Raw genomic sequence first — 24898 nt, forward strand, 5'->3', positions numbered from 1 at the left:
GCAGAAGGGGGGGGGCCGCCCGCCGGCCCCCCCCCCCCGCGGGGGGGGGGGCCCCCCCCCCCCCCCCCCCCCCCACCGCAGCCCTCGCCGACGTCGTCGTCGGCATCGACCCTTTCGAAGGTGAAAGACTCATGGCAGCAGTGCACGCACCCCAAGCGTCGGCGTCGACCGGGGCCAGACTCAGCAACCTGGTGCGCCGACCCGAGTCGGGAGCGCTGATCGGGACGCTCAGCGTCTTCGTCTTCTTCGCGATCTTCGGCGGCTCGCAGTTCCTGTCCGCAGGTGGATCGGCCAGCTGGCTCAACGTCGCAGCGGAGCTGGGAATCATCGCCATCCCGGTAGGGCTGCTGATGATCGCCGGCGAGCTGGACCTCTCGGTGGGCTCGGTTCTCGCTTCGAGCTCGATGACCCTGGCCATCGTCTCGGGGCAGTGGGGCGCGCCGGTCGGCGTCGGCATCCTTCTCGCCCTCGGCCTCGGCCTGACCACGGGCTTCCTCAACGGACTTCTCGTCACCCGCACGAGGGTGCCCTCGTTCGTGGTCACCCTGGCCACGAACTTCGGCCTCGCCGGAGTCACGCTCGGCGTGTCCCGTGTCCTCACGGGGACCACGAGCGTCGCGATCGATCCCGGGTCGCCGGCCAAGGAGCTCCTGGGCACCTTGCTGGCGAACAAGTTCGAGGTCGCGATCTTCTGGTGGATCGGCGTCATCCTCGTGGTGGGCTGGATGCTGCACACCAGCCGCTACGGGAACTGGATCTTCGCCGTCGGCGGTGACACGGAGAGTGCTCGCGCCACCGGCATCCCGGTCGAGAAGGTCAAGATCGCACTCTTCATGGGAACCGGTCTTGGTGCTGCGCTCGTCGGTGTCATCCAGACGATCCTCTACAACAGCGCACAGGTCGCCAACGGCCAGGCGTTCGTCTTCAACTCGATCATCGCCGTCGTCATCGGAGGCGTGCTGCTCACCGGCGGCTACGGCTCGGTCGTCGGGGTCGTGCTGGGCACGTTGACCTTCGCCATCGTCCAGCAGGGCATCTACTACACCGGCTGGAACTCCGACTGGGCCAGCCTCATCCTCGGCATCTTGCTGCTCGCGGCGGTCCTGATGAACAACACCTTCCGGAAGATGGCTCTCTCCTACGCCCCGAAGAGGAAGGCATGACCATGTCCGCACCCCTTCTCAAGCTGACGAACGTCTGCAAGTCCTACGGGACCACCGACGTCCTGACCGACATCAGCCTCGAGGTGAGACCCGGTGAGGTGCTGTGCCTCCTCGGCGACAACGGGGCCGGCAAGTCCACCCTGATCAAGGTGCTCTCGGGCTTCCACGAGCCGACGTCGGGCACGCTCGAGATCGGCGGCGCACCGGCGTCGTTCAAGAGCCCCCGGGATGCCAGCGCGCACGGGATCGCGACCGTCCACCAGTTCGGCGGGACCTTCCCCCTGATGAGCATCGGTCGCTCCTTCTTCGTCGGCGCCGAGCCGACCAAGGGCTGGGGCCCGCTGAAGCGGTTCGACCGGAAGTACGCCGGTGAGGTGGCAGTGCGCGAGATGCGCGCGCTGGGCATCACCCGGGTCACCGACGGCGACCGGCTCGTCGGTGGACTGTCCGGGGGCGAACGTCAGGCCCTGGCGATCGGCCGCGCGGTCTACTTCGGCGCGAACGTGCTCATCCTCGACGAGCCGACCGCGGCCCTGGGCGTCAAGGAGGCCACGCACGTGCTGCGCATCATCATGCAGGCACGCCAGAAGGGGATCGCCGTCATCCTCGTCACGCACAACGTCACCCACGCCATGACGGTCGGCGACCACTTCGCCGTGCTCATCCGCGGTGCGCTGGCTGCCGACTTCCGCAAGGGCGAGCGCACGCGCGAGGAGATCACCGATCTCATGGCAGGCGGCGAGGCCATGGCCGAGCTCGAGGCGGAGATCGAGACCTACCAGCGCGAGCATGCCGGCCACGTCCCCGACCCCTCGGAGCTCGAGCGGCGCACCCACCCGAAGCAGACCGGCTGACCTGGTCGCTTCCCTACTTCCACAAACAGAAAGAGCAACCTGCCATGACCAAGAAGTCACTCGGTGTCGCCGTGATCGGCGCCGGCATGGTCGGCCGTGCCCACGCCGCCGGCTACCGGACCGCCAGCCAGCTCTACGACCTCGACCTGCCCGAGATCCGGCTGGTGGCGATCGCCGACGCCCACGAGCCGTTCGCCGTCGACGGCGCCAAGCGCTTCGGCTACGAGCGCGCGGAGACCTCGTGGCAGGCGATCGTGGACGCACCGGACATCGACGTGGTCTCGGTCGCGATCGCCAACGAGCTGCACCGTCCGGTCGTCGAGGCCCTGCTCGCCGTCGGCAAGCACGTGCTGTGCGAGAAGCCGCTCGCCCCGTCCGTGGAGGACGCAAAGGCGATGGTGGCGGCCGCCGAGGCCGCCGGCAGCCAGTCCGGCGTCGGCTTTTCCTTCCGGCGCACCCCGGGGATCAACGCGATCCGCGAGCAGGTCCAGGCCGGCGCGATCGGCGACCTGCGGCACTTCAACGGCCACTACTGGTGCGACTACGCGCAGGACCCGAAGAACCCGATCAGCTGGCGCTACAAGGGCGCCCCCGGGACGGGCGCGCTCGCCGACATCGGCAGCCACATGATCGACCTGGGTGAGTACCTCTGCGGGCCGATCGCCAGCGTGAGCGGGGCCGTCTTCCAGACCTTCACCCGCGAGCGCCCGAAGCCGCTCGGCGCGACCGTCGGCCACGCCGGCGGGGCGGTCAGCGACCAGACCGAGCCGGTGGAGAACGAGGACATCGCCACCTTCACCGCCACCTTCGCGGGCGGTGCCGTCGGCACGTTCTCCATCAGCCGGGTGGCGCACGGGCTGCCGAACGGCCTGGGCTTCGAGGTCTTCGGCGGCACGGGTGCCGCGGCGTTCGACCTCAACCGGCCCGGCGAGTTCACCTTCGCCGACCAGGGCGCCGGCAGCCGGACCAACGGATACCGGCAGGTGCTCATCGGCCCCCAGCACCCCGGCATCCTCAAGGGCATCCCGATGGACTTCCCCTCCGTCGGCCACGGCCAGAACGACCTCTTCGCCTGGCAGTGCCGGGCCTTCCTCGACCAGGTCGCGGGCCTCGGAAAGCTGCCGCCCGTCCCCTCCCTCGCCGAAGGCCTCCACAACATGGAGATCCTCGCCGCCGTCAGCGAGTCGGCAGCCGGCGGCGGCAAGACCGTCAGCCTCGCCTGAGAACGATCAACCACTCCGCAAAGGACCATGACATGAAGCTCGGCGCCTACACCGCCTGCCTCCACGACAAGACCCTCGACGAGGCCCTGGAGATCCTGGCCGGCCTCGGCCTGACGTCGGCCGAGGTGAACTCCGGCGGCTTCATCGGCACGCCGCACTGCCCCGTCGACGAGCTGCTCGAGAGCGAGGAGGCGCGCCGCGACTACCTCGCCGTGTTCGACCGGCACGGGATCGAGCTCACCGCGCTCAACTGCAACGGCAACCCGCTCCACCCCGACCTGGAGGTGCGGTCCAAGCACTCCGAGGACGTACGGCGGTCCATCCGGCTCGCGGCGCTGCTCGGCGTGAAGACCGTCATCACGATGTCGGGCCTCCCTGGGTCGGAGCCCGGGACGACCCGCCCCTCGTGGAACGTCATCCCGTGGGACTCCGCCTACAAGGAGAGCCTCGACTACCAGTGGGAGGAGGTCGCGGTGCCGTACTGGAAGGAGATCCAGCTGCTCGCCGCGGAGAACGATGTCAACGTCGCCATCGAGATGCACCCGCACAACCTCGTCTTCAACCCCGCGACGCTCAAGCGCCTCGCCGAGCTGACGACTCCGGAGGGCGGTCGCACCCACGTGGGTGCGGAGATGGACCCCAGCCACCTCTTCTGGCAATGGATCGACCCCGTGGCGGCGATCGAGGAGCTCGGTGAGCTCGTCTTCTTCGCCGCGGCCAAGGACACGCTCGTCCACGAGACCGCCCAGGTCAACGGAGTCCTCGACGACCGGTTCGAGTGGATCCCCGCCGAGGAGAACCCGCTCGGTCTCGGCGGCCACTACACGGTGACCCGCTGGCCGGCCGTCCCCGGCTGGTCCTTCGTCGCCGTCGGCCGCGGCCACGCCGAGGAGTTCTGGACCCGGTTCCTGACGGCGCTGCACAAGGCCAACCCGGGCCTGCACGTCAACATCGAGCACGAGGACGCGTCGTTCGGCCAGATCGAAGGCATCGAGTACGCAGCCAAGAACCTGATCGAGGCCGGCCGGCGCTCCGGCGTCGTCGAAGCACCGATGGAAGAAAGACAACGTGGCTGACGGCATCGCCCCGCGTTCTACGCCTGAGCCGAGAGGACACCACCGATGGTGACGATCGCCCTGGACCCCACGCCGTTCCACCACGACCACGGCCTGCTCGACTTCCCCGATGTCGTGGCCCGGCTCGGGTACGACGCGATGCAGCTCTCGCCGCACGTGGACTTCACGCCGTTCTTCCGGTACCCGAAGGCGGACGACGCGCTCGTGACCTCGCTGAAGAAGCGTGCCGCCGACGCCGGCGTCGCGATCCCCGCAATCCTCCCGGTGCAGCGCATCTCGTGGCCCGACGAGCCGCAGCGCGAGGCCGCCGTGCGGAACTTCCTGCGCGTGATCGAGCTCGCCGTCCAGCTCGAGATCCCGGTCATCAACTCCGAGTTCAGCGGCCGCCCCGAGCGGTCCGAGGACTCGGAGGCCGCGTTCTACCGGTCGATGGAGGTCCTCCTGCCCCGCATCGAGCGGGAGGGCCTGCGCCTGAACCTCGACCCGCACCCCGACGACTTCGTCGAGGACGGGCTCGAGGCGTGGCGCATCATCCGCGGACTCAACTCGGCCTCGGTCGGGTTCGTGTACGTGGCGTCGCACACCTTCTACTACGGAGACCGGGCGACCACCCTCATCCCTGAGATCGACGACCGTCTCGGCGCCGTCTACACGGCGGACTCCTTCGACCACCGCCGCTCCCACGGGCTGCGGTACATCTCGAACCCGCCCGGCAACACCGCCCGTGTGCACCAGCATCTCCGCATCGGGGACGGCGACGTCGACTGGGCGGAGCTGTTCGGCGTGCTCGCCGGCACCGGGTACCTCGACCGCGACGACGCGCTCATCGTGTCGAACGTGTTCGCCGAGGACGAGGCGTCCGAGGAGGTCTCGCGCATCCAGCTCGAACGGCTGCGCGAGCTCATCGACACGGCCCGCGCCGCGTAGGGTCCCGTCATCACAGTCGGAGATCGGTCGCCGTGTGGACGAACGGCATCTCGTTCATCCCGGACTTCGAGGGCTTGTGGGTGACCCGGTAGGGCCAGGTCGTCTCCAACGCCGTCTGGCGCCGCCGGGAGATGCCTACGAGTTCGAGGCGTCATCGACGACACTCTTGACGCATGCCTGGCGGTGCCGAATGACGACGACCGTCCGTTCCCGTCGCACCGGTGCAACGCCAGAGGGGGCGCGCTCAGCTCGCGCAGTTCGATGCGTAGGGTGGCGTCCGCTCGTCAGGCGTGAGATTGGTCGGCACTCAGTGGGCAGCGGACAACCTCATCTGACCTGCGTGGCGCGTTCAGATCCCGGGCCGCGTCCCAGCGCGACGTCATCCGAGATGGTAGGTGGCTGGCGGTCCCTGAAAGGTTACGGTCGGGGTGCCCGCCGCGGGCTCGTTCAGGCCGAGGCCGCAGTGCTCGTCTACGCGGATTGGCGTCAGTTCTAGGTGCGTGGCCAATCCGGAGGCCGCTGCAGTGCGCGCGTCAACGGTGAGCAGGCCCTCGGTGTCTGACCAACCCAGCGTCGTGAATGTGTACTCGCCGCGCTCGTAGCCGTAGCCGTCGCCCGCGTCGCGGTACAGGTCGAAGTGGCCGTCAGAGCCGGGGTAGACCCGAATCTCCAGCGGCGCATCCGCAGCCTGCTCGGCGTGCCCCACGATCGGGCCGAGCGGCAGAATCGAGCCGGCCCGGACGAAGATGGGCATGCGTTCAAGCGGTGCGGCAGCCTCGATCGTCTGTCCGCCGGAGTGACGCTCGCCTGTCCAGAAGTCGTACCAGCCGCATCCAGCCGGGAGATACACCGGCCGCGTCGGTACGACATCGGCCATGGGCGTGGAGTCAGGGCCGAAGTAGATGGGCTTGGTCACCGGGCAGATCATCAGCGCCGGGCCGATCATCAGCTGGTCGTCGATGTCGTACACCGCGGGGTCGTGGCGAAAGTCGAAGGCCAGCGCTCTCATGGTGGTGTAGTGGCGGTGGGTCTCCCATCCCTGCAGCGTGTACAGGTAGGGCAGCAGCCGGTAACGCAGCCGGATGAAGTCGATGATCGTGTCGTAGGTGACGTCGCCGACGTCGCCGAAGCGCCACGGTTCTCGGGGCGTGTCGGTGCCGTGCGAGCGGAACATGGGCAGGAACGCGCCGAACTGCAGCCAGCGACTCCTGTTGGGTGCTGTGGCGCTCCTTGGACTGGAAGTATCCCAGCGCCCAGCGTGGCAGCGGCGGCACCCGCTCGGGGACGGCGTCCATGAAATTTAGGTGGGAGCGGTTCTCCGCCGGACGATCGCAGTCGGGGGTGCGCCGGCTGTCGTTGCGTCGAGCGCCGTCCCGAGGGCCGGCCGTACGACTGACCACTGCCCGTCGGTGCGGACCTCGAGGCCGCCGCCCGTCGCCTCGGCGCAGGTGCCGACGATGTCGAGCCCCAGGCCCGTGGAGCCTCGGTCGCTGCGTCCGCGCTCGAGCGCCACGGCCGGGATGCCCGGTCCCTGGTCCTTGACGTCCACGATGACGGTACAAGGGTGGCGTCCGCTCGTCAGGTGTGAGGTCACCGCGAGGGCCTTCGGAGTCTGACCGATTGGCGGGAGTCCGTGATGGGCGCACCGCTACAGTCGGTGGCGTTCCCGCTTGCCGGTCAGAGGACCACTCCCGCACCGGCCGACAGTAGGTCCAGCGTGGACGGCGACGGCACAGGCCACGCGCCCGGCGCCCTGGACGAGCACCCGGTTCGCCAGCCCGAGCCGACACGGTCCGCACTGGACAAGGAGTGGGCGTCGCAGCATCGTCGCGGTGATTCCACCTGCCCAAGACCGACGACGACGTCCGCCACGTCGCCCATCCTCGACGACTCCATCGACGCCGATACGGCACGTCCGCCATACAGCACGGGCAGGACCCCTTCGTGGCCGGCGTGACGACCTACCTGGTCGGCGAGGCGTGGCACGGCACCCACAGGTATGGCGAACTCAGGCTGTGTTGACCACGCAGAAGAGGTTGCCCTCGCTGTCGGCGAGCACGACGAAGTCGGCGCCATCGGGGTAGGTCCAGTCCACCCTCGTCGCCCCGAGCGAGATGAGCCGTTCGATCTCGGACCGCTGCTCCTCCTCGCTGTCCACCCACAGGTCGAGGTGCGTCCGGTCGTCCTCGTCGAGGTGCAGCCTGACTCCTTCGCCGCGCTGCGGGCAGAGGAAGTCCGGGTTGGCCGACCGGGGCGCATAGTGCAGCGCCTCACGCCAGAACTGAGCCGCCCGGCGGTTGTCCGACGTGTTCATCACGACCGCTCCGATGCGCAACATCGCAAGATCGTCGCACCGGCACCACGTCCTCGCCATCGCAAGAAGTCCCTCGGGGCGAGCACCGGCACCGTCGTGAGCCAGCTTCGTCGGACGTCAGCGCCATCCTCTAGACGATGGTGTGACCTGTGAGGATATCGAGGGGGAGGGACTCTGTTCGCGGTGCTCGGCGCTTGGCGCTCGACAACCGGATGAAACTGGGCGCAAGGCTGTGCTACCTGCCCGATCTCGACACTGACCAGCAGCGACGCCGATCCTGCCGGGACGCCCTCATAGAAAGTCCCGGGCCGCGAAAGGTTTCACTATTCGACCGGCGTTTTCATCCCGGATTGGCGGTACTTTCCATGGCCCGAAGGGAGAGAATAGTCCGAGCGCGCGAGGCTCTTCGATCAACGCCCGTCCGCGGCTTGCATCCTCGCGCTGACGGCAAGGAGGCCGACCCATGAAGAGAGTGTTCAAGACGCGTTTGGGGGTGCGTTTGGGAGTTCCCGCGGTGGCGAGCGTGGCGGTCCTGGCCGCCTTCGCTGCCCCAGCGCAGGCGACGATTCATCCGATCGTCCAATCGGTGAGCTGTGCTGCCGCCGCAGCCTGGGCGAACACCGCGGTCGCCGACCCGGCCGGGCAGACGCCTGAGGGCTTTGCGGGCGAGATCGTCTCCGTGTCGCCCCCGTTCCTGACCGTCGCGTTCCCCGAGCCCCTGGAGTTTGACCAGTCGGACTTCCGCGCTCTCATCGCGACCGGGTTCGTGGACGAGATCCTGCTCGACGCCGACGGCAACGTGACGGCGTTGGTTGTCGACCTACGCGACGTGCCCAAGGCCGCAAGCGGACAAGGCGGGGCGCACTGCGCAAATGCCTAGCCCCGCCGCCGAGAAAGGTCGGCCGCGGCGTCAGAAGCCGTCGATGTGTATGTCATGACTGGTAGTCGTGACATACACCTCACGATTCTGCACAATTCGGCAACGTGGCCCCAGAGCGCTATTCAGACCGCGAGTCGGTACAGCTGCCGATCCGTCGACCGGAGTGGTCGGTGAGCGGTTGACGGAGAGCGGCCCGCCACTGTGAGGTGGCGGGCCGTTCGTGGTTCGTGTGGTCAGTCGCGCGGTTCGCGGCCGGTGCTCTCGCTCTTGCCGGAGCCGGGGCAGGTGCCGCCGCCGGGCTTCTGGTGGGTGTTGATATTCCCGTCGCGGACCCCGCCGCGCTGGTTGAGCGTATGGGCCTGGACCAGCGCGCCTATCGTGAGCTGTCCGAGGTGTACTTTGCGACCCGACTTGTTGGGCGATGACCAAGAACCTGTACGACGCGGACGACGTCGCCGCTGTCCTGCACCAGCGAGTAGAAGCACGCCCCGCAGTCCACCGACCCAGCCTCATCGCCGGCCTCGTCCCCGATGCACTCGGACCCTGCCCGACGGCGTCCGCGACGCACCAGACGCCCGCGCCGAACTCATCGAAGATCCTGTCGGCGGTGGCCGGCCCACTTCCAACCGCATCACCGCAGGCCACAGCCACCGGCAGCTGTCGTACTAGCCGAAGTGGCCAGCCATGGCCCCTGCCGGCGACGACCTATCCTTGCGAGATGTCTGAAGGACGATCCGACGTTCAGGTCAACCTGCGGCCGCTGCGCTTGCGGGCGATGTTGACGCAGGAAGAGCTCGCCTTCAAGGCAGGCGTCGGGACGCGAACGATCCGGGACATCGAGTCGGGAAGGGCGCGGCCGCAACCGAAGACGCTGCGTCTCCTCATCGAAGCTCTTGGCCTGGACGAGGCCGATCGGACGTTGTTGAGCTCGCCGCCCGAAGGGACCCCGCCGGTGCCTCGCGAGTTGCCGCGGGCGCTGGCGGGGTTCGTCGGCCGAGAACGACATGTGGATGCGCTCTTCACCGCGATCAACGACGGCGCAACTGTCGTCACGGTGCACGGCATGGCTGGAGTCGGAAAGACGTCTCTGGTGGTATGGGCTGCACACGCCCTCGCCCCTCGATTTCCAGACGGGCAGCTGTTCGTGGACCTCCACGGGGCCACCCACTCTGGAGGGCCACGACCGGGACTGCAGTCGGTGCTGACGCGACTTCTGCGTCGCCTCGGTGTCGGCGATCGGGACTTGCCCGCGGAGGTCGACGAGATGACGGCTCGATATCGCAGCGTCATCGCAAGTCGCCGTGTGCTTCTGGTGCTCGACAACGCGACCGACGCAGAGCAGGTCGAGGCGCTGCTACCGGGAACGCCGGAAAGCCTTGTCGTGGCCACGAGCCGCCGCGACCTGTCGCAGGTAGCGGGCGCGTATCGGTTGCTACTTGACCCGCCGGCGATGCCCGAAGCCGTTGCGATGCTCGGCGCTGCTGTCACTGACCGGATCACCGTGGAGGAGGCCGCCGCGATCGCGGAGCGCTGCGGACGCCTGCCTCTGGCAATGAGTCTGGCGGCGGCCCGGCTGCGCAGCCGCCCCAACTGGCAGGCAGAGGATCTCCTGGCACGCCTCGCCGACGATGACCGGCTGCTCTCCGAGCTCGACATGCGACACAGCGGCGTCGCGGCGGCGCTGAGCGCCTCGTACCTCGAGCTTGACGCTGAACACCGGCGCATGTTCCGGCGGCTCGGCCTCGTCCCTGGCGACGACGTGGACGCCCGCGCCGCCGCAGCACTCTGCGAGGTGACCGAGGAGCAGGCCGTGTGGATGCTGGAGAACTTGGTCGACGTGCACCTTGTGGAGAGCCGTTCTCCCGGCCGGTACCGGATGCACGATCTGGTGCGGGTGTACGCGATGCAGCTAGCCGGGATGGAGGAGCCCGAAGCCGAACGCGACGAGGCCTTCGTCCGACTGGTCAACCTCTACCTGCATTTTGCGTACCGAGCGGCGAACCAGGTGTCGCCGACGGAAGCGCGGATCCTGGCCGCGGGGGTGACAGCACACGACCTCGGGCTGCCCGGCTTCGCCGACAAGGAGAGCGCCATATCGTGGTTCCGGGCCGAACGTACGAATCTGGTGGCCGCGGTGAGTGCGGCCGAGCGCTCGGGACGGCTCGAGCCGGCCTGGCACCTGGCCACTGCTTTCACCGCGTTCCGACTGATCGACAGAGACCACGAGGAGTACCTCACGATCAACCGGATCGCCTTGGACATCGCCCGTCGGCTCCACGACGAATCGAAAGAGGCACACACTCTCGCGGACCGGGGTAGGCATCTTCTGGTAGCAGGTCGGTGCCAAGAAGCGGTCAGCTATCTCGAACGGGCTGCCACGCTCTTTCGGGAACTGGACGACATCACCGCCGCGGCGTTTGCGCTCAGGAACATCGGCATTGCGCACCGTCAGTCTGGGCGGTTCGCGGAGGCGCTCGACGTCTATCGCTCGGCCCTTGCTCTGGCCGAGGCCGCCTCCGACACGACGGCGATGGTCGTCGTCGGTGCGAACATGGTCGTTCCGCTGCTGCGACTCGGACGCCTCTCGGACGCCGAGCATTGCCTGTCCGAGACGGAGCAGCTGGTGGATGTCAGCGATCAGTACAACCGCCTCCGCATCGAGAACTTCCGAGGGACCGTCCTGCGCGAGCGCGGCGATCCGGCCGCCGCCCTCTTGCTGCACATCGCCTGCCTTGAACGGTGCAGACGGATGGGCTTTCGGGGCGGGCTGAGCCCGATACTCATCGAGCTCGGAACGGACCTGGTGTGCCTCGACCGAGGTGCCGAGGCCGCTGTTTATCTCAGCCAGGCGGTCGAAGACGCGGAGGATCTGGGATACCCGTCCCTGGTACGGACTGCGCTGATCGACCTCGGTCGCGCGCTGGCACTCTCGAGCCGGTTCGAGGAGGCGGTCGGCCACTTCGAGCGGGCGGCAGGCCTCGCGGAGTCCCACGAGGACGCCTACGAGCTCGCCCGGGCCAACCACGGTCTCGCCGATGCCCACCGCAGTCGCGGCGACGCGGACGCCGAACGGCAGCATCTGCACCGTGCCGCCCGGGCGTATGCGGACTGCGGCGTGCCCGAGGCGGCGATGATCCATCGAGACCGACCTGCCTGACGAAGCGGTCGTGACCAGGCCTGCGGCCCTGACCCCCAGGACTCCTGCCGCTTCTCTGCCGGTCTCCCGCCTGGTAGATCATGCTTCGCGCCCGAAAGACTGACCTTTCGCTGATGATCTTCCCTACCTACGCTAGGAGACGCGCAATGGCAAGTAGTAACGCCTCCCCACCGAGCCGGCGATCGCGGATGCGAATGTTCTGTGAGGACGTGTCGTGACGCTATCGCGTCGGATGTTTCTCGGTGGAGCGGCCAGTGTCGCCACGCTCGGACTCACGGGAGCGGGGGTGGCGGCACCGCAACGGGCGTTCGCTCTCGACTCCGACGGGACGGAGAGCAAGATGCTCTTCGGGGATGCGCAGGCGGGAGCCGCGGCCATTCCCAAGGAGGGCGGCAGCGGCAACTACCACTCGTGCCGGATCCCCGCGATCTTGGCGATCCCGGGAACGAGCGTCGTCATAGCGGTTGTGGAGGGCCGGCCGGACCACAACGAAGACAAGAGCGGGAACTTCAACCTGCTGATGCGCCGGTCGACCGACTCCGGGCTGACCTGGGGCGTCGCGACCACGCTTGCGGGAGCAGGCCTCCAGAGCTGGACGAACCCGACGCTGGTCCACGATCGATTGACGGGTCGACTCACCTGCTTCATGCTGCGCCGGCAGCTCGGCGAGCTTTACAACGAGGATCCCGACGTCTACCTCGCGACATCGGACGACAACGGTGCCACCTGGACCGCCCCAGTGGCGCGCCCCGACCTGGACAGAGTGGCGGGTGGCAACGACTTCATCGGGCCTGGCAACGGGATCCAGCGCGCCGACGGCACTCTCGTGGTCCCTGCGCGCGGACGCCTGATCATCAAGGAGCCGGGCGGGGACTGGGCGGGCCATGGTCTTCCCGTCGGGCTGTACGTGGACGAGGACGGGAAGCAGCGGTCGCCGTACGGCGAAGGAACCGTCGCGGAGCGTTCGGACGGGCAGCTGATCCTGAACTATCGCGCCTTGGACGCGGAAGTCAAGTTCAGCGACGCCTACCCCCACACTCGCCGCGTCGCCATCGGAAACCCGGGCGATTGGCAGGTGTTCGGCACGGAGCGCTGGCGCGCCCAGATCATCGACCCGGGCGCCCACGCGGCCCAGATCTCCCACTCCATCAACGGCAACCCGTTCCTCATCCACCTCAACTCCGCGAGCCAGCAATACGGCAATCGCTACCAGATGAAGCTGCGCGCGAGCGCCGACGGCGGTGAGACGTGGCCCGACAAGTACGAGCGATGGCTGAGCGATGACCCGCTGGCGAGCGAAGGGAATCAGGTCGGCAACCTGCGTGAGGGCGGTTACTCGGCGCTGACGTCCACCGGAAGCGGCAGCATCCTTGCGCTGGTCGAGGCGCGCAGGGTGCAGGCCAACAATCCGACGATCGCCGATTTGAACGACTGGCCCTGCGCTGTGGTGCTGCGCCGCTTCGTGCCGGGCTGGGTCGTACGCGCCTGACACAAGTACCAGGACGGGACCGCGTGCTGCGGGCCGGTTGCACGGTCCCGTCTACGGTCGAGGTCCGTTCGGGTGGTCGCCTCGGGCCGCTCGAGGCCCGCGTGGCCGAGCTCGAAGCGGCGAACCGGCGCCTGGAGGCCGAGAAGCGGACGCTGACGACCGAGCGGGAGATCCTGCGCAAGGCAGCGAAGTGTTTCGCGGGAGATACGACCTGGTGAGCCGCTTCCAGTTCGTCGCCGAGCATCACCCCACCTACTCGGTGAAGCGGCTGTGTCAGGTCCTCGGCGTCAACCGGTCTCCTACTACAAGTGGCTCACCGGCGCTGCCGCCTGACAGGCGCGGGCGGCTGGTGACGCCGTCCTGGCCGACCGGGTCCGCGTGCTGCACCGCCAGGACCCCGAATGTCGCACAGCGTCGACGGGCACAGCACGCACGCGTCGTAGACCGACACAGCAGTCAGCCCGTTCGGGATTCTCGCCCGATCCCGGACTCGACCGGCAGCGTGCCGGGAGAGGCTGACACCGCGGACCGGTCCGTGCGTATTCGGCGGCCCGGTAGCCGAGCTGCCGGCGGAACACACGGTTCAAGTGGGACAGGTCGCTGAAGCCATCGTTGCGAGGTCCGTGGGGGTGATGTGCCCTTGTTCGCGAGCAGGTCCTCGGCGCACAGCCGTGCGCGCAGCCTCATCACGGTCTGGCTGAACGTGGCCGGAGCAGCGAGCTCGCCCGGGCCAACCACGGTCTCGCCGATGCCCACCGCAGTCGCGGCGACGCGGACGCCGAACGGCAGCATCTTCACGGTGCCGCCCGGGCGTATGCGGACTGCGGCGTGCCCGAGGCGGCGATGATCCTTCGAGACCGACCTGCCTGACGAAGCGGTCGTGACCAGGCCTGCGGCCCCGACCCCCAGGACTCCTGCCGCTTTTCTGCCGGTCTCCCGCCTGGTTGATCGTGCCTCGCGCCCGCAAGACTCATCCTGCGCTGATGGGTCACCGTGACCTGCGCAAAGCAGCAAAGTCGGGATCGACACCGCCGCCCACCAAGGCGCCCAGTGGGTGAACTCCGGAACTGTTCCAGGTGCATACCTGGACGAAACGGGAGGGGTGCGGCAGGGTCCTGGCCTGGTCGCCCCCAATCTGGGGCGCGGCTTCGTGGTGTTCAGGACCGCGTCGTAGGGACGACTTCATGCGTAGTAGGCAGATCGAAGGCTCCGGCTCGAACAGGCCCACCAGTTCCGCGCCCCGGCCGCTCGTCGTGCGCGGTGTGGTGCTCGCGCTGCTGGCCAGCGTGCTGACCGGCGCGGTTCCTGCAGCGGGGGCACCTGCTGGCAAGGTGAACAAGATCGAGTGCGCACCGTCCGCGGCTACACCGGAGGTAGCGCGCGAGATCGCGCTGAAGTGTGGGACCGAGACGGTCGTGGATGCGCTCACCGACCCTTGGTCGACCACGACGATCCTGCCGGACGGGTACGCGAAGCTCTCGTCGAGCATTGATGCCGTTCGCGCTCCCGACCCGGACGACGCGGATGGGGATGGCACCGCATGGCGGCCGGTGGATGCCACATTGCGAGTCGAGCCGGCGGGCCGGCGGATCGTGATGGTGGCGCCGGCAGCCGATCTGACCTTCTCTGCGGGGGACACCACTGGTTCGGGTTCAGGTGGCCCGCTGGCTTCTTTGACCACCGCGGACGGTCACACGATCACGGTCGACGTACCGTTCGACCTGCCGGCCCCGGTCGTGGACGTCGCGGCGGGGCAGGTGGTCTACCCGTTGGACGACGGCGTGGACGTGATCATGACCCCGAACTCCGACGGCACGTCGTTCTCCGAGGTGATCCGGGCAGTCTCGGCCGATGCGCTGCGCGCCGTGCCCGAGCTGGACGCGCTCACGGGAGATGGTCTGGTCTTCCCGGTGACCTTGTCCGACGGCCTGGACCTCCGGCCGAAGACTGATGGCGGGTTCGATGTGACAGAGGTTGCCACCGCCGAGGTGGTTGCCGAGCTGCCGGCGGCCCGGGCATGGGACTCCGCTGCGGATGCAGTGCTGGAGCCTGCCCCGGAGGAGGCGTTGTCCGAATCGGCGGCGTCGATGGCCGAGACGGCCACCTCCGATTCGGAGGTGCTGGTGGCGCCGGACGGTGAACTGGTCGACGCGGGCGATGTGGCCGAGCGACGGGCCAGCGCGCCGGTAGCCGGGGACGTGATCGAGCCCCTCGGTGCGGAGCTCGTGACGGGCGCTGACGCGCCTGCGGGTGCAGACGCCGGCGTGGCAGTCACCCTCGGTGCCGAGGCGTTGGCGGGCATGGAGGGGACGATCCACATCGACCCGACCACAGGTACGAAAAACCCGGGGGGCAAGGCGGTCATTCAGTCCGCGTTCCCGTCCAGCGTCCATTACAACGACGCCACGTCGTTCCCGATCGGGGTGTGCACGGCCACCATCGGCTGCTACCCGACGAACGTGGTGCGGTCGGTGTTCCAGTGGACCGGGTTGACCTCGATCGCGAGCTTGAAGGGTAGCGATATTCGCGAGGCGACCTTCACTGTTTTCGGCAGCCATTCCTATGCCTGTTCGGCCCGGACCACGGAACTTTATCGGACCGCGGCGATCTCGAGCTCCACGACGTGGAGCAACTTCACCACGTCGGGCAAGTGGCAGTCCAAGGTTGACGAGAGAAACATCTATCACAAGTCAGTCTGCGGCAACGACCGAGATATCGCTTGGAACATCTCCTCGGTCGCGAAGTGGGCGGCAGACAACAACTCCGCGCGTATCACGCTGGGCCTCAAGGGCACGTCGACCACAGACGTCTACACGTGGAAGCGGTACGAGAACCCGCGCCTGGAGATCATCTACAACCGTGCGCCATTGGTGCCGAAGTCGGGCGAGATGAAGCTGGACTACGAGGGCCAGGCGCCGGAGGCGTGTGTGACGTCGGCGGCGAGCGCACCGTCGTTCCCGACCACGTCGGGGATCGTGATGCGGGGCGTCGCCCGGGACCCGGACTCGTCGCAGGTGCGCGTCAAGTTCCGTGTGCTGACCTCGGGCGGCACCCAGGTGTACTACACCGACAACTGGTCGTCGACGCAGAAGCCGCCTGCCGCGTTCGAACGGTCGATCCCTTCGACAGCGCTGTCGGGTGGGGGCACGTTCCGGTGGCAGATGGCTGTGCAGGACCTGTTGGACGGGTCCGGCGATCGGAACACCACCTGGGACCAGTCCCCGAACTGCTACTTCAAGGTGGACCTTTACAACCCCGGCAGCCCAACGATCTCCTCGTCGCAGTATCCGGAGGGTGAGATCTCCGGCGGCGTCGGCGTCAGCGGATCGTTCACTCTGGACTCGCCGTCCTCGGACGTGGTGGCCTACAAGTGGTCGCTGGACTCGGACGGCCTCGGAGAGCCGCCGCTGTCACCGTCCTCGCCGGGCGGACCTGTAATTGTCGGGCCGCTGGCGATGACTCGGGCAGGGTCGCACGTCCTGTACGCACAGGCAGTCGATTCCTCAAGCCGTACCTCGGGCACACGCGCGTACCGGTTCACTGTGGACTTCCCGACCACGGCGGCGTACTGGCACATGGACCAGTTCACAGCGATCATCGGCTCAACTGACCTGAACACCGCGGACGCCGGAGCGTTGGCGCACACGTTGCGTCTCTCGTCTGGTGTGGGACGCACTCCGGGGCCGTTCGCGTTGGCCATGGTCCGTGCGGATGATCAGGCGCTGGTGTTCGACGGAAGTGCGTCGGACATCGCGTTCACGTCGAAGCCGGTGGTGAACGTGTTCGGCTGCGCCTCGGATACCACCGGTCCGGCCGGTGTGGCGGATGGCAGGACCGAGGACCAGGGCCTGAAGGCGGGCCAGTGCCTGGACCGGACCGGTGAGAGCGGCTACAGCGCGGGGTTCACCGTCTCGGCGTTCGTCCGGGCCGACGAGGCGGGGAACGTGAACAAGGTCGCCGTCTCGCAGGATGGGCAGACCCACTCGGGGTTCAAGCTGGGCAAGCTCGCCAGCACCCACTGCCCCGCTGATGCGGCCGGCGTCAAGCCCGTCACGTGCTGGGGGTTCTGGACCTACGACACTGACGGCGGTGGATCGCTGGGCTTGCGGGCGTACTCGACCAGGCCGATCACAGCCGGGGAGTGGGTGCACCTGGCAGGGGTGTTCAACGCGACCAGCGGCGACATGAGCCTGTCGGTCTGCCCGATCCCCACCGATCCCGACGGTCGTGACCCGGAAGGCACCGGGATCCCGGTGTCCGACGCCGAGCACGGGACGGTGGAGTACACGGGCAGCTCGTGGAGCGCGGCCGGGCCGGTGCAGATCGGCCGGTCCATGTTCGGCGGGTCGATGACGGATCACTGGGTCGGCGCGATCGATGAGGTGCGCCTGTACAACGCGCCGCTGGGCAACGGGCAGATCACTGCCATCTGCACGGGCGACATGACCGGCGGGGCTGAGCTGGAGGACGGCGACGGCGACGGAGCAGTCGTCGGCAACCCGGGTGACATTCCGCCCGGTGGCGGCGAGTGAGAGGGCTGACGGCCATGAGCATCACAAGTAGGTCGACCCGCATGCCCTCGACGCGTGCAACTGACCGCCACCCGCGCAGGGCACTGACCGTGGCCGTCGCCGGAGCGGCCGCGATCAGCGTCATCCTCTCGACGACGGCAGCCCCCGCCACCGCGGCTGCGCTGCCCGCGCTGGCCGAGCGGGAGACCTGGAGCCTCGAGGAACGCGAGGAGCACGGCGAGGACCTGTGGGGCGCGGACGCGGCCAAGGGCGAGAAACCCCTGACCGTGCACGAGCAGAACCCGACCCCCGTCAAGGCTCCGCCGGCGATCGTCGAGGGCGCTCCTACCACCATTACCGCCGACTCCGGCGACACCGACGGTGGCGTGCCGCTGAGCGGCCTCACACCGGGCCAGGTGACACTTGAGCCCGATGCCGGCGAGCTCGCCCGCGGCAACGCGGGGAACCTGCCGGTCACCATCGCCCGCTCTGCAGCGCCCGGCACGACGAACAAGGCCGCGTCGGACAAGAGCGCCCCGGGCAAGAACCCCGCACCGGTGCGGGTCCAGACCCTTGGTTCGACGGCGGCCGAGCGGGCCGGCGTCAACGGGGTACTACTGACTGTCACGGACGACTCCGCCGAGCGTGTGGAAACCGAGTCGGGCTCGTCCGAGGTAGATCTGGCAGTGGACGTCAGCGGGTTGGCCGTCTCGCCGGACTGGCTCTCCCGTGCCCGCCTGGTGCAGCTGCCGGCGTGCGTGCTGACCACACCGGAGGCGAAGGGCTGTACCCAGCCAACCGAGCTGCCCACGGCAGACGATGCCAGCTTGGCCTCGCACGGCACGGTCGCCGCCAGGGTCGAGATCCCCGAGGCAGGCCCGGCCAGGACCGACGCCGCAGGACGTGAGGTCGGCGGTGCGGAGCCGATGGTGCTTGCTGTGACAGCCGCCGCGGCGGGCGATCAGGGTGACTGGTCCGCTACCCCGCTGGCCCCTTCGGCGACGTGGGACGTGACGGGCAACACGGGGGCGTTCACGTGGTCCTATCCGATGCGTACCCCGCCGGTTCCTGGCGGCTTGGCCCCGCAGGTGTCCCTGGAGTACGACTCCGGCAGCCTGGACGGCAAGGTGGCCTCGACCAACTCGCAGGCCGGCGAGATCGGCGACGGGTGGTCGCTGTCGACCGGCGGGTACATCGAGCGGTCCTACGTGCCCTGCTCGGAGGACACTGCGGGCAGCGCGAACAATGCGAGCCACAAGACGGGTGACCTGTGCTGGAAGTCGGACAACGCCAGCCTCGTGCTCGGCGGGAAGGCCGGCGAGCTGATCAAGGACGGGTCCACCGACACGTTCCGGCTGGCCGGGGACGACAACACCAAGGTGGAGCGGCTTCGTGGGACCGATGCCGCCACCCCGGGGTGGAACGGCGACAACGACAAGGAGTGGTGGAAGGTCACCACGTCGGACGGCACCCAGTACTTCTTCGGGCGGGACAAGACCGCCTCGGACGGTGTGTCGACTTACTCCACGAACGTGGTGCGGGCGTACGGGAACCACCCCGGTGAACCGTGCTACAACACCTCCTATGCCTCGGCGTCGTGCATGCAGGGGTGGCGGTGGAACCTGGAGTACGTCGTCGACACCTCCGGGAACACGATGACGTACATCTACAACCGGGAGTTCAACTCCTACGGGCACAACAACGGTGCAGGAGTCACGGACTACGCTCGCGGTTCGACCCTGTACAGGGTCTTGTACGGGTCCCGGCAAGGTGACGAAGCGAATGCGCCGGCGCGGGTCGAGTTCACCAAGGCGGAGCGGTGCTTGGTCACCGCCGACTTCGACTGTGCAGCGGACAAGCGCGATGCCAACCAGACCAGGTGGCCTGACGTCCCACACGACTTGATCTGCTCCACGTCTGCGACGGAGTGCCCGAACCAATTCTCGCCGTCGTTCTTCTCGACCAAACTTGTCACAGCGGTGACCACGCAGATCAACACGGGAGCATCGACGTGGAAGAGCGTCGACAAGTGGACCCTGGCGCATTCGTTCCCCGACCCGGGCGGCGAGACCGGCAAGCAGCTCTGGCTCGAGTCGGTCGAGCACGACGGCCTGGCGGCGGACGCTGCAGCCGATGACGTGACGGACCTGCCGCAAGTGGCCTTTACCGGGTCGGGCGCGCCGAACCGGGTGGACACCCAGTTGGACGGTCGCCCGTCGATGCACCGATTCCGCCTCACCCAGATCCGCTCCGAGGCGGGTGGTGCGATCAACGTCACGTACTCGGCTCCGGACTGCACGGCCAGCTCGAAGCCAGCCAGCCCGTGGACCAACACGCGCAGGTGCATGCCGGTGTACTGGACCCCCGCGGGCAGCGAGACCGAGGTGCTGGAGTACTTCCACAAGTACGTCGTGACCGCCACGCTCGAGAACGCGCGGATTCCTGGCTCCCGTAACGTCGAGACGTACTACACCTATGAGGGCGACGCGGCCTGGCACTACGACGACAACGAGCTGGTCCGGCCGAAGCAGCGAACCTGGGGGCAGTGGCGCGGCTATGCCGCGGTCGAGACCCGGGTCGGTGAGACGGGCATCGCCGACCACCCGCAGCTACGCACCCGCACCCGGTACTTCCGCGGCATGCACGGCGACCGCCTCGACGCAGACGGCGGCGCCCGCAGCATCCAGGTAGACGGAATCAACGACCTGGATCAGTACGCGGGCATGGAACGCGAGGCGATCACCTACAACGGGACCGCCGTTGTCGAAAGGACCCTTTCGACACCGTGGCGCTCAGGTGCGACCGCGACGGACGCGCGGGGCAAGAGCGCGTACCACACCGGCGTGCAGGCGACCGAGACGATCACCACCGCGCCGGACCTGGCGGCCGGGACCCGCACCGTGGTGACCGAGACGGCGTTCGACTCCTACGGCATGCCGGAGGAGGTGACAGATCGCGGTGACACCGCCTCTACGGGGGACGAGACCTGCACCCGCACGACCTACATCCGCAACACGACCAAGAACATCCTGGACACCGTGCGGCGCGTCGACGTCGTGGGCAAGCGGTGCGACGAGACCGCCACCCTGCCCGCGGACGTGGTCTCGGATGTGCGGTACGCCTACGACGGCGGCGGCGTCGGCACGGCGCCGACCGCCGGACTGGTCACGACAACGCAGGAGGTCAAGGCATACAGCTCGGGTACCCCCACGTATGTGAATGTCCAGGGCACCACCTACGACAGCTACAGGCGACCTCTGACAGCCACCGACGCGCTCGGGCGGGTCACCACGACCGTGTACACGGACACCAACGGACTCAACACCCGAACCACGGTAACGACACCGGATCCCGACGGCACCGGGGCGTTGACATCGCACGTAACACTTACGGACCTGGACCCGGCGTTCGGTGTTCCGGTCAAGGTCACCGACCCGAACGGCAACATCACCAGCGGGAAGTACGACGGCCTGGGCCGCCTGACATCGGTGTGGGAACCCGGGCGGGTGCAGGGCATCGACACCGCAAACACGACGTTCACTTATACGGTGCGGGACACGGGCGTCAACGCCGTGACGACCAACACGCTCAACCACGACGCCAGCGCCTACCTGACGTCGACCACGATCCTGGACGGCCTGCTGCGGCAGCGGCAGACGCAGTCCCCGTCGGCGGACCGGGACAACCCCGGCCGGGTGGTGACGGACACCTTGTACGACACGCGCGGTCTGGCGCACATCACCTACGACCCGTGGTTTGGGACCGGCACCCCGGCAACCACCGTCGTCTACCCCACGGCCGGCAGCGGGGACGACGAGTTCAAGTTCTTCGTCCCTTCCTCGACCGTCACCCAGTTCGACGGCGCGGGTAGGGCGACCGCGGTGATCGAACGGTCGGGCGCGAACGAGCGGTGGCGCACCACGACGAGCTATCGGGGTGACCGTACTCTGGTCGACCCGCCCACGGGCGGGACCCCGACCATGGAGATCACCGACTCGCGTGGGAACGTGACGGCGCTGCACCAGTATCTGGGTGCCTCACCGTCCGGCACCTCGCAGGTGACGCAGTACACGTACGACCTCGCGAACCGGCTCAGGAAGGTTACCGATCCCGCGACGAACCAGTGGTCGTACACCTACGACCTGCGGGGCCGGCAGACCCAGGTGTCCGACCCGGACAAGGGCATCAGCCACACCACGTACGACGACGCCGGACAGGTCACCGCGACCACCGATGCACGTGGTGAGAAGCTTGCACACGTCTACGACGCGCTGGGTCGCAAGATCGCCACCAGGGACGACACCACCTCGGGTGCACTGCGGGCGTCGTGGGTCTACGACACCCTCGCCAAGGGACAGCTGACCTCGAGCACGAGGCACTCCGGTGGGGTGGTCCTGACCACGTCCGTGACGGGGTATGACCACCACTACCGGCCGTCAGGGCAGACGGTCACCGTCCCAACAAGTACTGCGGTGCCGGCTGGACTGGTCGGTTCGTTCACGACCGAGTACACGTACACCTCGACCGGACTGCCGAAGACGACGTACTTGCCGCGCATAGGCGCGCTGGGAGGGGAGACCGTCACTACCACCTACGACTCAGCGAACCAGCCGTACCAGATGATCGGCGGCGCCCAGGGCGCCTACGTCGTCAACTCGGAGTACTCCGAGTACGGAGAGCTGCTCTTCGCCGACATCGGCGGCAACTACTCCGTTGGCGCCCGATGGACGTATGACATCAACACCCGTCGCCTGATCGAGCAGTCGGTGACGCGTGAGGGTGCCGGCGGGGACGACGTCGTGGCGCGCTACTCGTACGACGATGCGGGCAATGTGCTCGGTATCAAGAACAACCCCACCGTGGCCGGTGTGAGCCCCGATCGGCAGTGCTTCACCTATGACGGGCTGCGGCGCCTGACCGACGCCTGGACCCCGAACGACGGCGACTGCGCCACCAGCAACAGGACCGAGGCTGGACTGGGTGGGGCGGACCCCTACTGGACGTCATACACCCACGACGCCGTGGGCAACCGCCTGACCACGACCCAGCACGCGACGGCAACGAACGGTGGCAACCGCACCTCGACATACGCCTACCCGACCGCCGGTGGAGCGGCGGGCAGCAAGCCGCACGCCGTCACCGGCGTGACCACGAAGAACTCGGCCGGAGCGACCACTGGAACCTCGTCGTTCTCCTACGACCAGGCGGGGAACATGACCGGCCGTACCCTGGCCGGCCAGGCGGCACAGGCCCTGGCATGGGACGCCGAGGGCGAGCTCGCATCGGCGTCTCAGGACGGCAACGGTGATGGTGACACCGCCGATGCGAACGAGAACGACACGTACCTGTACTCCGCGGACGGAGAACGTCTCGTGCGCACGCAGGACGGCGCGAGCACTTTGTACCTGCCGGGTGGCGCGGAGCTGACCGCGTACGCAGACGGTCGGGCGTCCACGGCGAACCGGTACTACGCGTTCAACGGAAAGACGATCACGACGCGCGCGGCGGTCGGGGCTACAGGGCAGACCACGATCATCCCTGACCACCACGGGACTCCGATGCTGCAGGTGAACCAGTCCGCCAACCGGGTCACCCGTCAGTACACCGACCCGTTCGGTGCGACCCGCGGGGCCGTGGTGGGTGACGCGGATGCGGATGGAAGGCTGGATGGTACGAACCCGGTCTGGGTTGGTGACCATGGGTATCTGGACAAGCCCGAAGACACATCGGGCCTGACGGCGATCGGGGCACGAATGTATGACCCGGTGCTGGGCAGGTTTATCAGTGTGGACCCGGTGATGGATCTGACTGATCCGCAGCAGTGGAACGCCTATTCTTACTCGAACAACAATCCCGTCACGTTTTCTGACCCGACAGGAAAGGTGTACGCGCGCGACGGGTCGTCGGGTCTGCCGAAACCGCCGGTGCAAGAAGCGTTGCCGAAGGATGATAGGACGAAGTCCGGGGGCGGCGTAGGTGCGCAGGCACCGACGGCCGGTCAACAAGGGTCATACCAGCCGCCGCCCACCCCGTCCACAAGCTACGGCGGCGGATACTACTCGGGCGGAAATAGCGCCGGAGGCGGCACGGCCGGCAAGCCGTTCGTGAATAAGCCGCTCAACCTCAAGGGTGGTCAACGCGGTAAGCAAGCGACCTCCGCCCGCGACCCAGAGCGGCCCGGTTGTGCCGGAAAATGCCTAGATCACGGCGAGATGAACACGGCAAAGTGGGATTGGGATGCAACTGGCGACGTTCTTGGGTGGATCTCAACTGTAGCGGGCGTCGTTGCGGTAGTGGCTGGTGTGATCACTCTGGTTAGCGGACCTGGTGCTGTTGTCGCAGGCCCTGTCGCTGCGGTCGCCGGTCAGATTTCCTTCTACGCAGGACTTGGCTCAACATTAATCGACTGCGCAGGAGGAAAGGCTGGGCGTTGTGCCTGGGGGTTTGCCGGGATGGGTCTAGGTGGCCTAGGAAAGCTTGCGGGTCGCGGGCAGGACGTACTGCAACTCTCAGATGATTCAGTCAAGAACGCCGGCTTTGTGGGTGACGGGCTCGGCGCCGTCTGGGATTTCGGTGGCCGTGGCGTTACCTGGGTTAATGGCACAGTTCCTGGAGGAGTTACGACATGGTGGTAGATCACTGGACGCCCGGCACGAAGGTCGCACTGCTCCCCGGGCCGACGGGACTCAAGTTGGCCAAGATTGAAATGGGGATCATCCTTGCGCTGTTTCCTCTTCTTGCGATACTGGTCGCCGGAATGGCAATCGCCGGGGAGGGGTATGCGTCCTCACCGTTCCTGACGCTGATCATGGTCCTTGTTGCCGGTGACATCGTATCCTCGTCCATCGCTTCTGCCCGCTGCAATCGCAAGCTCCGCGCTGAAGTGAGGGCCGGATACACAACATCGGCACGGCGCTTCAACGAGGTCGACCAGGTCGACGTTCACACAGGATATGTAATCCGAGTTGCCGGAGAGCCTCCTCTCACCCGCGGTCAATACGACGAGAGGGCTGAGCGGATCCGTGATCACATCAAGGAAATGTAGGCATGTCTAAGCGAGTTCAACCAGGACCCGCTCCGGCCAACCATCATGACGGCAACCACCGTCAACCTGCTGCCGTTCCAGATCCACGCCCGGTACCTGCTGTCCGTGATCGCGCGCACATTCAGGCGGGCCACCGCCTTCCGACCCGGCCTGGCACCTGAGGATGCGGTGCCGTCGGACCTGCTGCTGCTCCGGCGTCGCCTGCCCGGCGAGGCTGTCAACTCCACGAGGTTCCTCGACGTGACGCTCACGCCACGTC

General features: G+C 67.7%; 13 protein-coding genes and 1 pseudogene. 11 read left to right on the forward strand and 3 right to left on the reverse strand.

Going from position 1 to position 24898, the window contains the following annotated elements; genetic code table 11:
• Nucleotides 1-131 precede the first annotated feature (131 nt).
• From L1785_RS19155 to L1785_RS19175, 5 genes and pseudogenes are all read left to right on the forward strand, one after another.
• Nucleotides 132-1163 (forward strand): ABC transporter permease, encoded by a 1032-nt coding sequence (locus L1785_RS19155; RefSeq protein ID WP_236090902.1) that lies wholly within the window; start codon nucleotides 132-134, stop codon nucleotides 1161-1163.
• Between the two features lie 74 nt (nucleotides 1164-1237).
• Nucleotides 1238-2017, forward strand: a pseudogene (locus L1785_RS19160) (ATP-binding cassette domain-containing protein); the annotation flags it as partial.
• Between the two features lie 44 nt (nucleotides 2018-2061).
• Nucleotides 2062-3240 (forward strand): Gfo/Idh/MocA family protein, encoded by a 1179-nt coding sequence (locus tag L1785_RS19165; protein WP_236090904.1) that lies wholly within the window; start codon nucleotides 2062-2064, stop codon nucleotides 3238-3240.
• Between the two features lie 32 nt (nucleotides 3241-3272).
• The gene (locus L1785_RS19170; protein WP_236090906.1) at nucleotides 3273-4316 is read left to right on the forward strand and encodes a sugar phosphate isomerase/epimerase family protein; all 1044 of its coding nucleotides are present in this window, start codon (nucleotides 3273-3275) and stop codon (nucleotides 4314-4316) included.
• A gap of 45 nt (nucleotides 4317-4361) precedes the next feature.
• Nucleotides 4362-5243, forward strand: coding sequence for a sugar phosphate isomerase/epimerase family protein (locus L1785_RS19175; protein ID WP_236090907.1), 882 nt, complete (start codon nucleotides 4362-4364; stop codon nucleotides 5241-5243).
• Between the two features lie 379 nt (nucleotides 5244-5622).
• Here L1785_RS19175 and L1785_RS19180 read toward each other — a convergent pair whose 3' ends face one another.
• From L1785_RS19180 to L1785_RS19190, 3 genes are all read right to left on the reverse strand, one after another.
• Nucleotides 5623-6543, reverse strand: coding sequence for a glycoside hydrolase family 31 protein (locus L1785_RS19180; protein ID WP_308113384.1), 921 nt, complete (start codon nucleotides 6541-6543; stop codon nucleotides 5623-5625).
• On the reverse strand, nucleotides 6544-6837 hold the full coding sequence (locus L1785_RS19185) for an ATP-binding protein (RefSeq protein WP_236090909.1): 294 nt from the start codon (nucleotides 6835-6837) through the stop codon (nucleotides 6544-6546).
• A 414-nt stretch (nucleotides 6838-7251) separates the two neighbouring features.
• On the reverse strand, nucleotides 7252-7581 hold the full coding sequence (locus L1785_RS19190; protein ID WP_236090910.1) for a VOC family protein: 330 nt from the start codon (nucleotides 7579-7581) through the stop codon (nucleotides 7252-7254).
• Between the two features lie 439 nt (nucleotides 7582-8020).
• Here L1785_RS19190 and L1785_RS19195 point away from each other — a divergent pair, with 439 nt between their 5' ends.
• The 6 genes from L1785_RS19195 to L1785_RS19225 all read left to right on the forward strand — a co-directional run bounded on the left by L1785_RS19195 (nucleotide 8021) and on the right by L1785_RS19225 (nucleotide 24639).
• Nucleotides 8021-8437 carry a hypothetical protein gene (locus tag L1785_RS19195; protein WP_236090911.1) on the forward strand — a complete coding sequence of 139 codons (417 nt, stop codon included), beginning with the start codon at nucleotides 8021-8023 and terminating at the stop codon, nucleotides 8435-8437.
• 718 nt (nucleotides 8438-9155) lie between these two features.
• Entirely contained in the window at nucleotides 9156-11594 is a 2439-nt protein-coding gene (locus tag L1785_RS19200) for an ATP-binding protein (protein ID WP_236090913.1), read from the forward strand.
• A gap of 340 nt (nucleotides 11595-11934) precedes the next feature.
• A complete protein-coding gene (locus L1785_RS19205) occupies nucleotides 11935-13083 on the forward strand; it encodes a sialidase family protein (protein ID WP_236090914.1) in 1149 nt (382 codons plus the stop codon).
• 1184 nt (nucleotides 13084-14267) lie between these two features.
• Entirely contained in the window at nucleotides 14268-17615 is a 3348-nt protein-coding gene (locus L1785_RS19215) for a LamG domain-containing protein (RefSeq protein WP_236090915.1), read from the forward strand.
• A 41-nt stretch (nucleotides 17616-17656) separates the two neighbouring features.
• On the forward strand, nucleotides 17657-24229 hold the full coding sequence (locus L1785_RS19220; protein ID WP_236090916.1) for an RHS repeat-associated core domain-containing protein: 6573 nt from the start codon (nucleotides 17657-17659) through the stop codon (nucleotides 24227-24229).
• The gene (locus L1785_RS19225; protein ID WP_236090918.1) at nucleotides 24220-24639 is read left to right on the forward strand and encodes a hypothetical protein; all 420 of its coding nucleotides are present in this window, start codon (nucleotides 24220-24222) and stop codon (nucleotides 24637-24639) included. Before L1785_RS19220 ends, L1785_RS19225 begins: the two co-directional genes overlap by 10 nt.
• Nucleotides 24640-24898 lie beyond the last annotated feature (259 nt).

Origin of the sequence: Antribacter soli (assembly GCF_021568775.1) — a bacterium.
Lineage (GTDB): Bacteria > Actinomycetota > Actinomycetes > Actinomycetales > Cellulomonadaceae > Antribacter > Antribacter soli.

Bases quoted from the DNA above. Each gene is read 5' to 3' on its own strand.
- L1785_RS19155 (WP_236090902.1), top strand. From the start codon at position 132: ATGGCAGCAGTGCACGCACCCCAAGCGTCGGCGTCGACCGGGGCCAGA.
- L1785_RS19165 (WP_236090904.1), top strand. From the start codon at position 2,062: ATGACCAAGAAGTCACTCGGTGTCGCCGTGATCGGCGCCGGCATGGTC.
- L1785_RS19170 (WP_236090906.1), top strand. From the start codon at position 3,273: ATGAAGCTCGGCGCCTACACCGCCTGCCTCCACGACAAGACCCTCGAC.
- L1785_RS19175 (WP_236090907.1), top strand. From the start codon at position 4,362: ATGGTGACGATCGCCCTGGACCCCACGCCGTTCCACCACGACCACGGC.
- L1785_RS19190 (WP_236090910.1), bottom strand. From the start codon at position 7,581: ATGTTGCGCATCGGAGCGGTCGTGATGAACACGTCGGACAACCGCCGG.
- L1785_RS19195 (WP_236090911.1), top strand. From the start codon at position 8,021: ATGAAGAGAGTGTTCAAGACGCGTTTGGGGGTGCGTTTGGGAGTTCCC.
- L1785_RS19200 (WP_236090913.1), top strand. From the start codon at position 9,156: ATGTCTGAAGGACGATCCGACGTTCAGGTCAACCTGCGGCCGCTGCGC.
- L1785_RS19205 (WP_236090914.1), top strand. From the start codon at position 11,935: ATGCTCTTCGGGGATGCGCAGGCGGGAGCCGCGGCCATTCCCAAGGAG.
- L1785_RS19215 (WP_236090915.1), top strand. From the start codon at position 14,268: ATGCGTAGTAGGCAGATCGAAGGCTCCGGCTCGAACAGGCCCACCAGT.
- L1785_RS19220 (WP_236090916.1), top strand. From the start codon at position 17,657: ATGCCCTCGACGCGTGCAACTGACCGCCACCCGCGCAGGGCACTGACC.
- L1785_RS19225 (WP_236090918.1), top strand. From the start codon at position 24,220: ATGGTGGTAGATCACTGGACGCCCGGCACGAAGGTCGCACTGCTCCCC.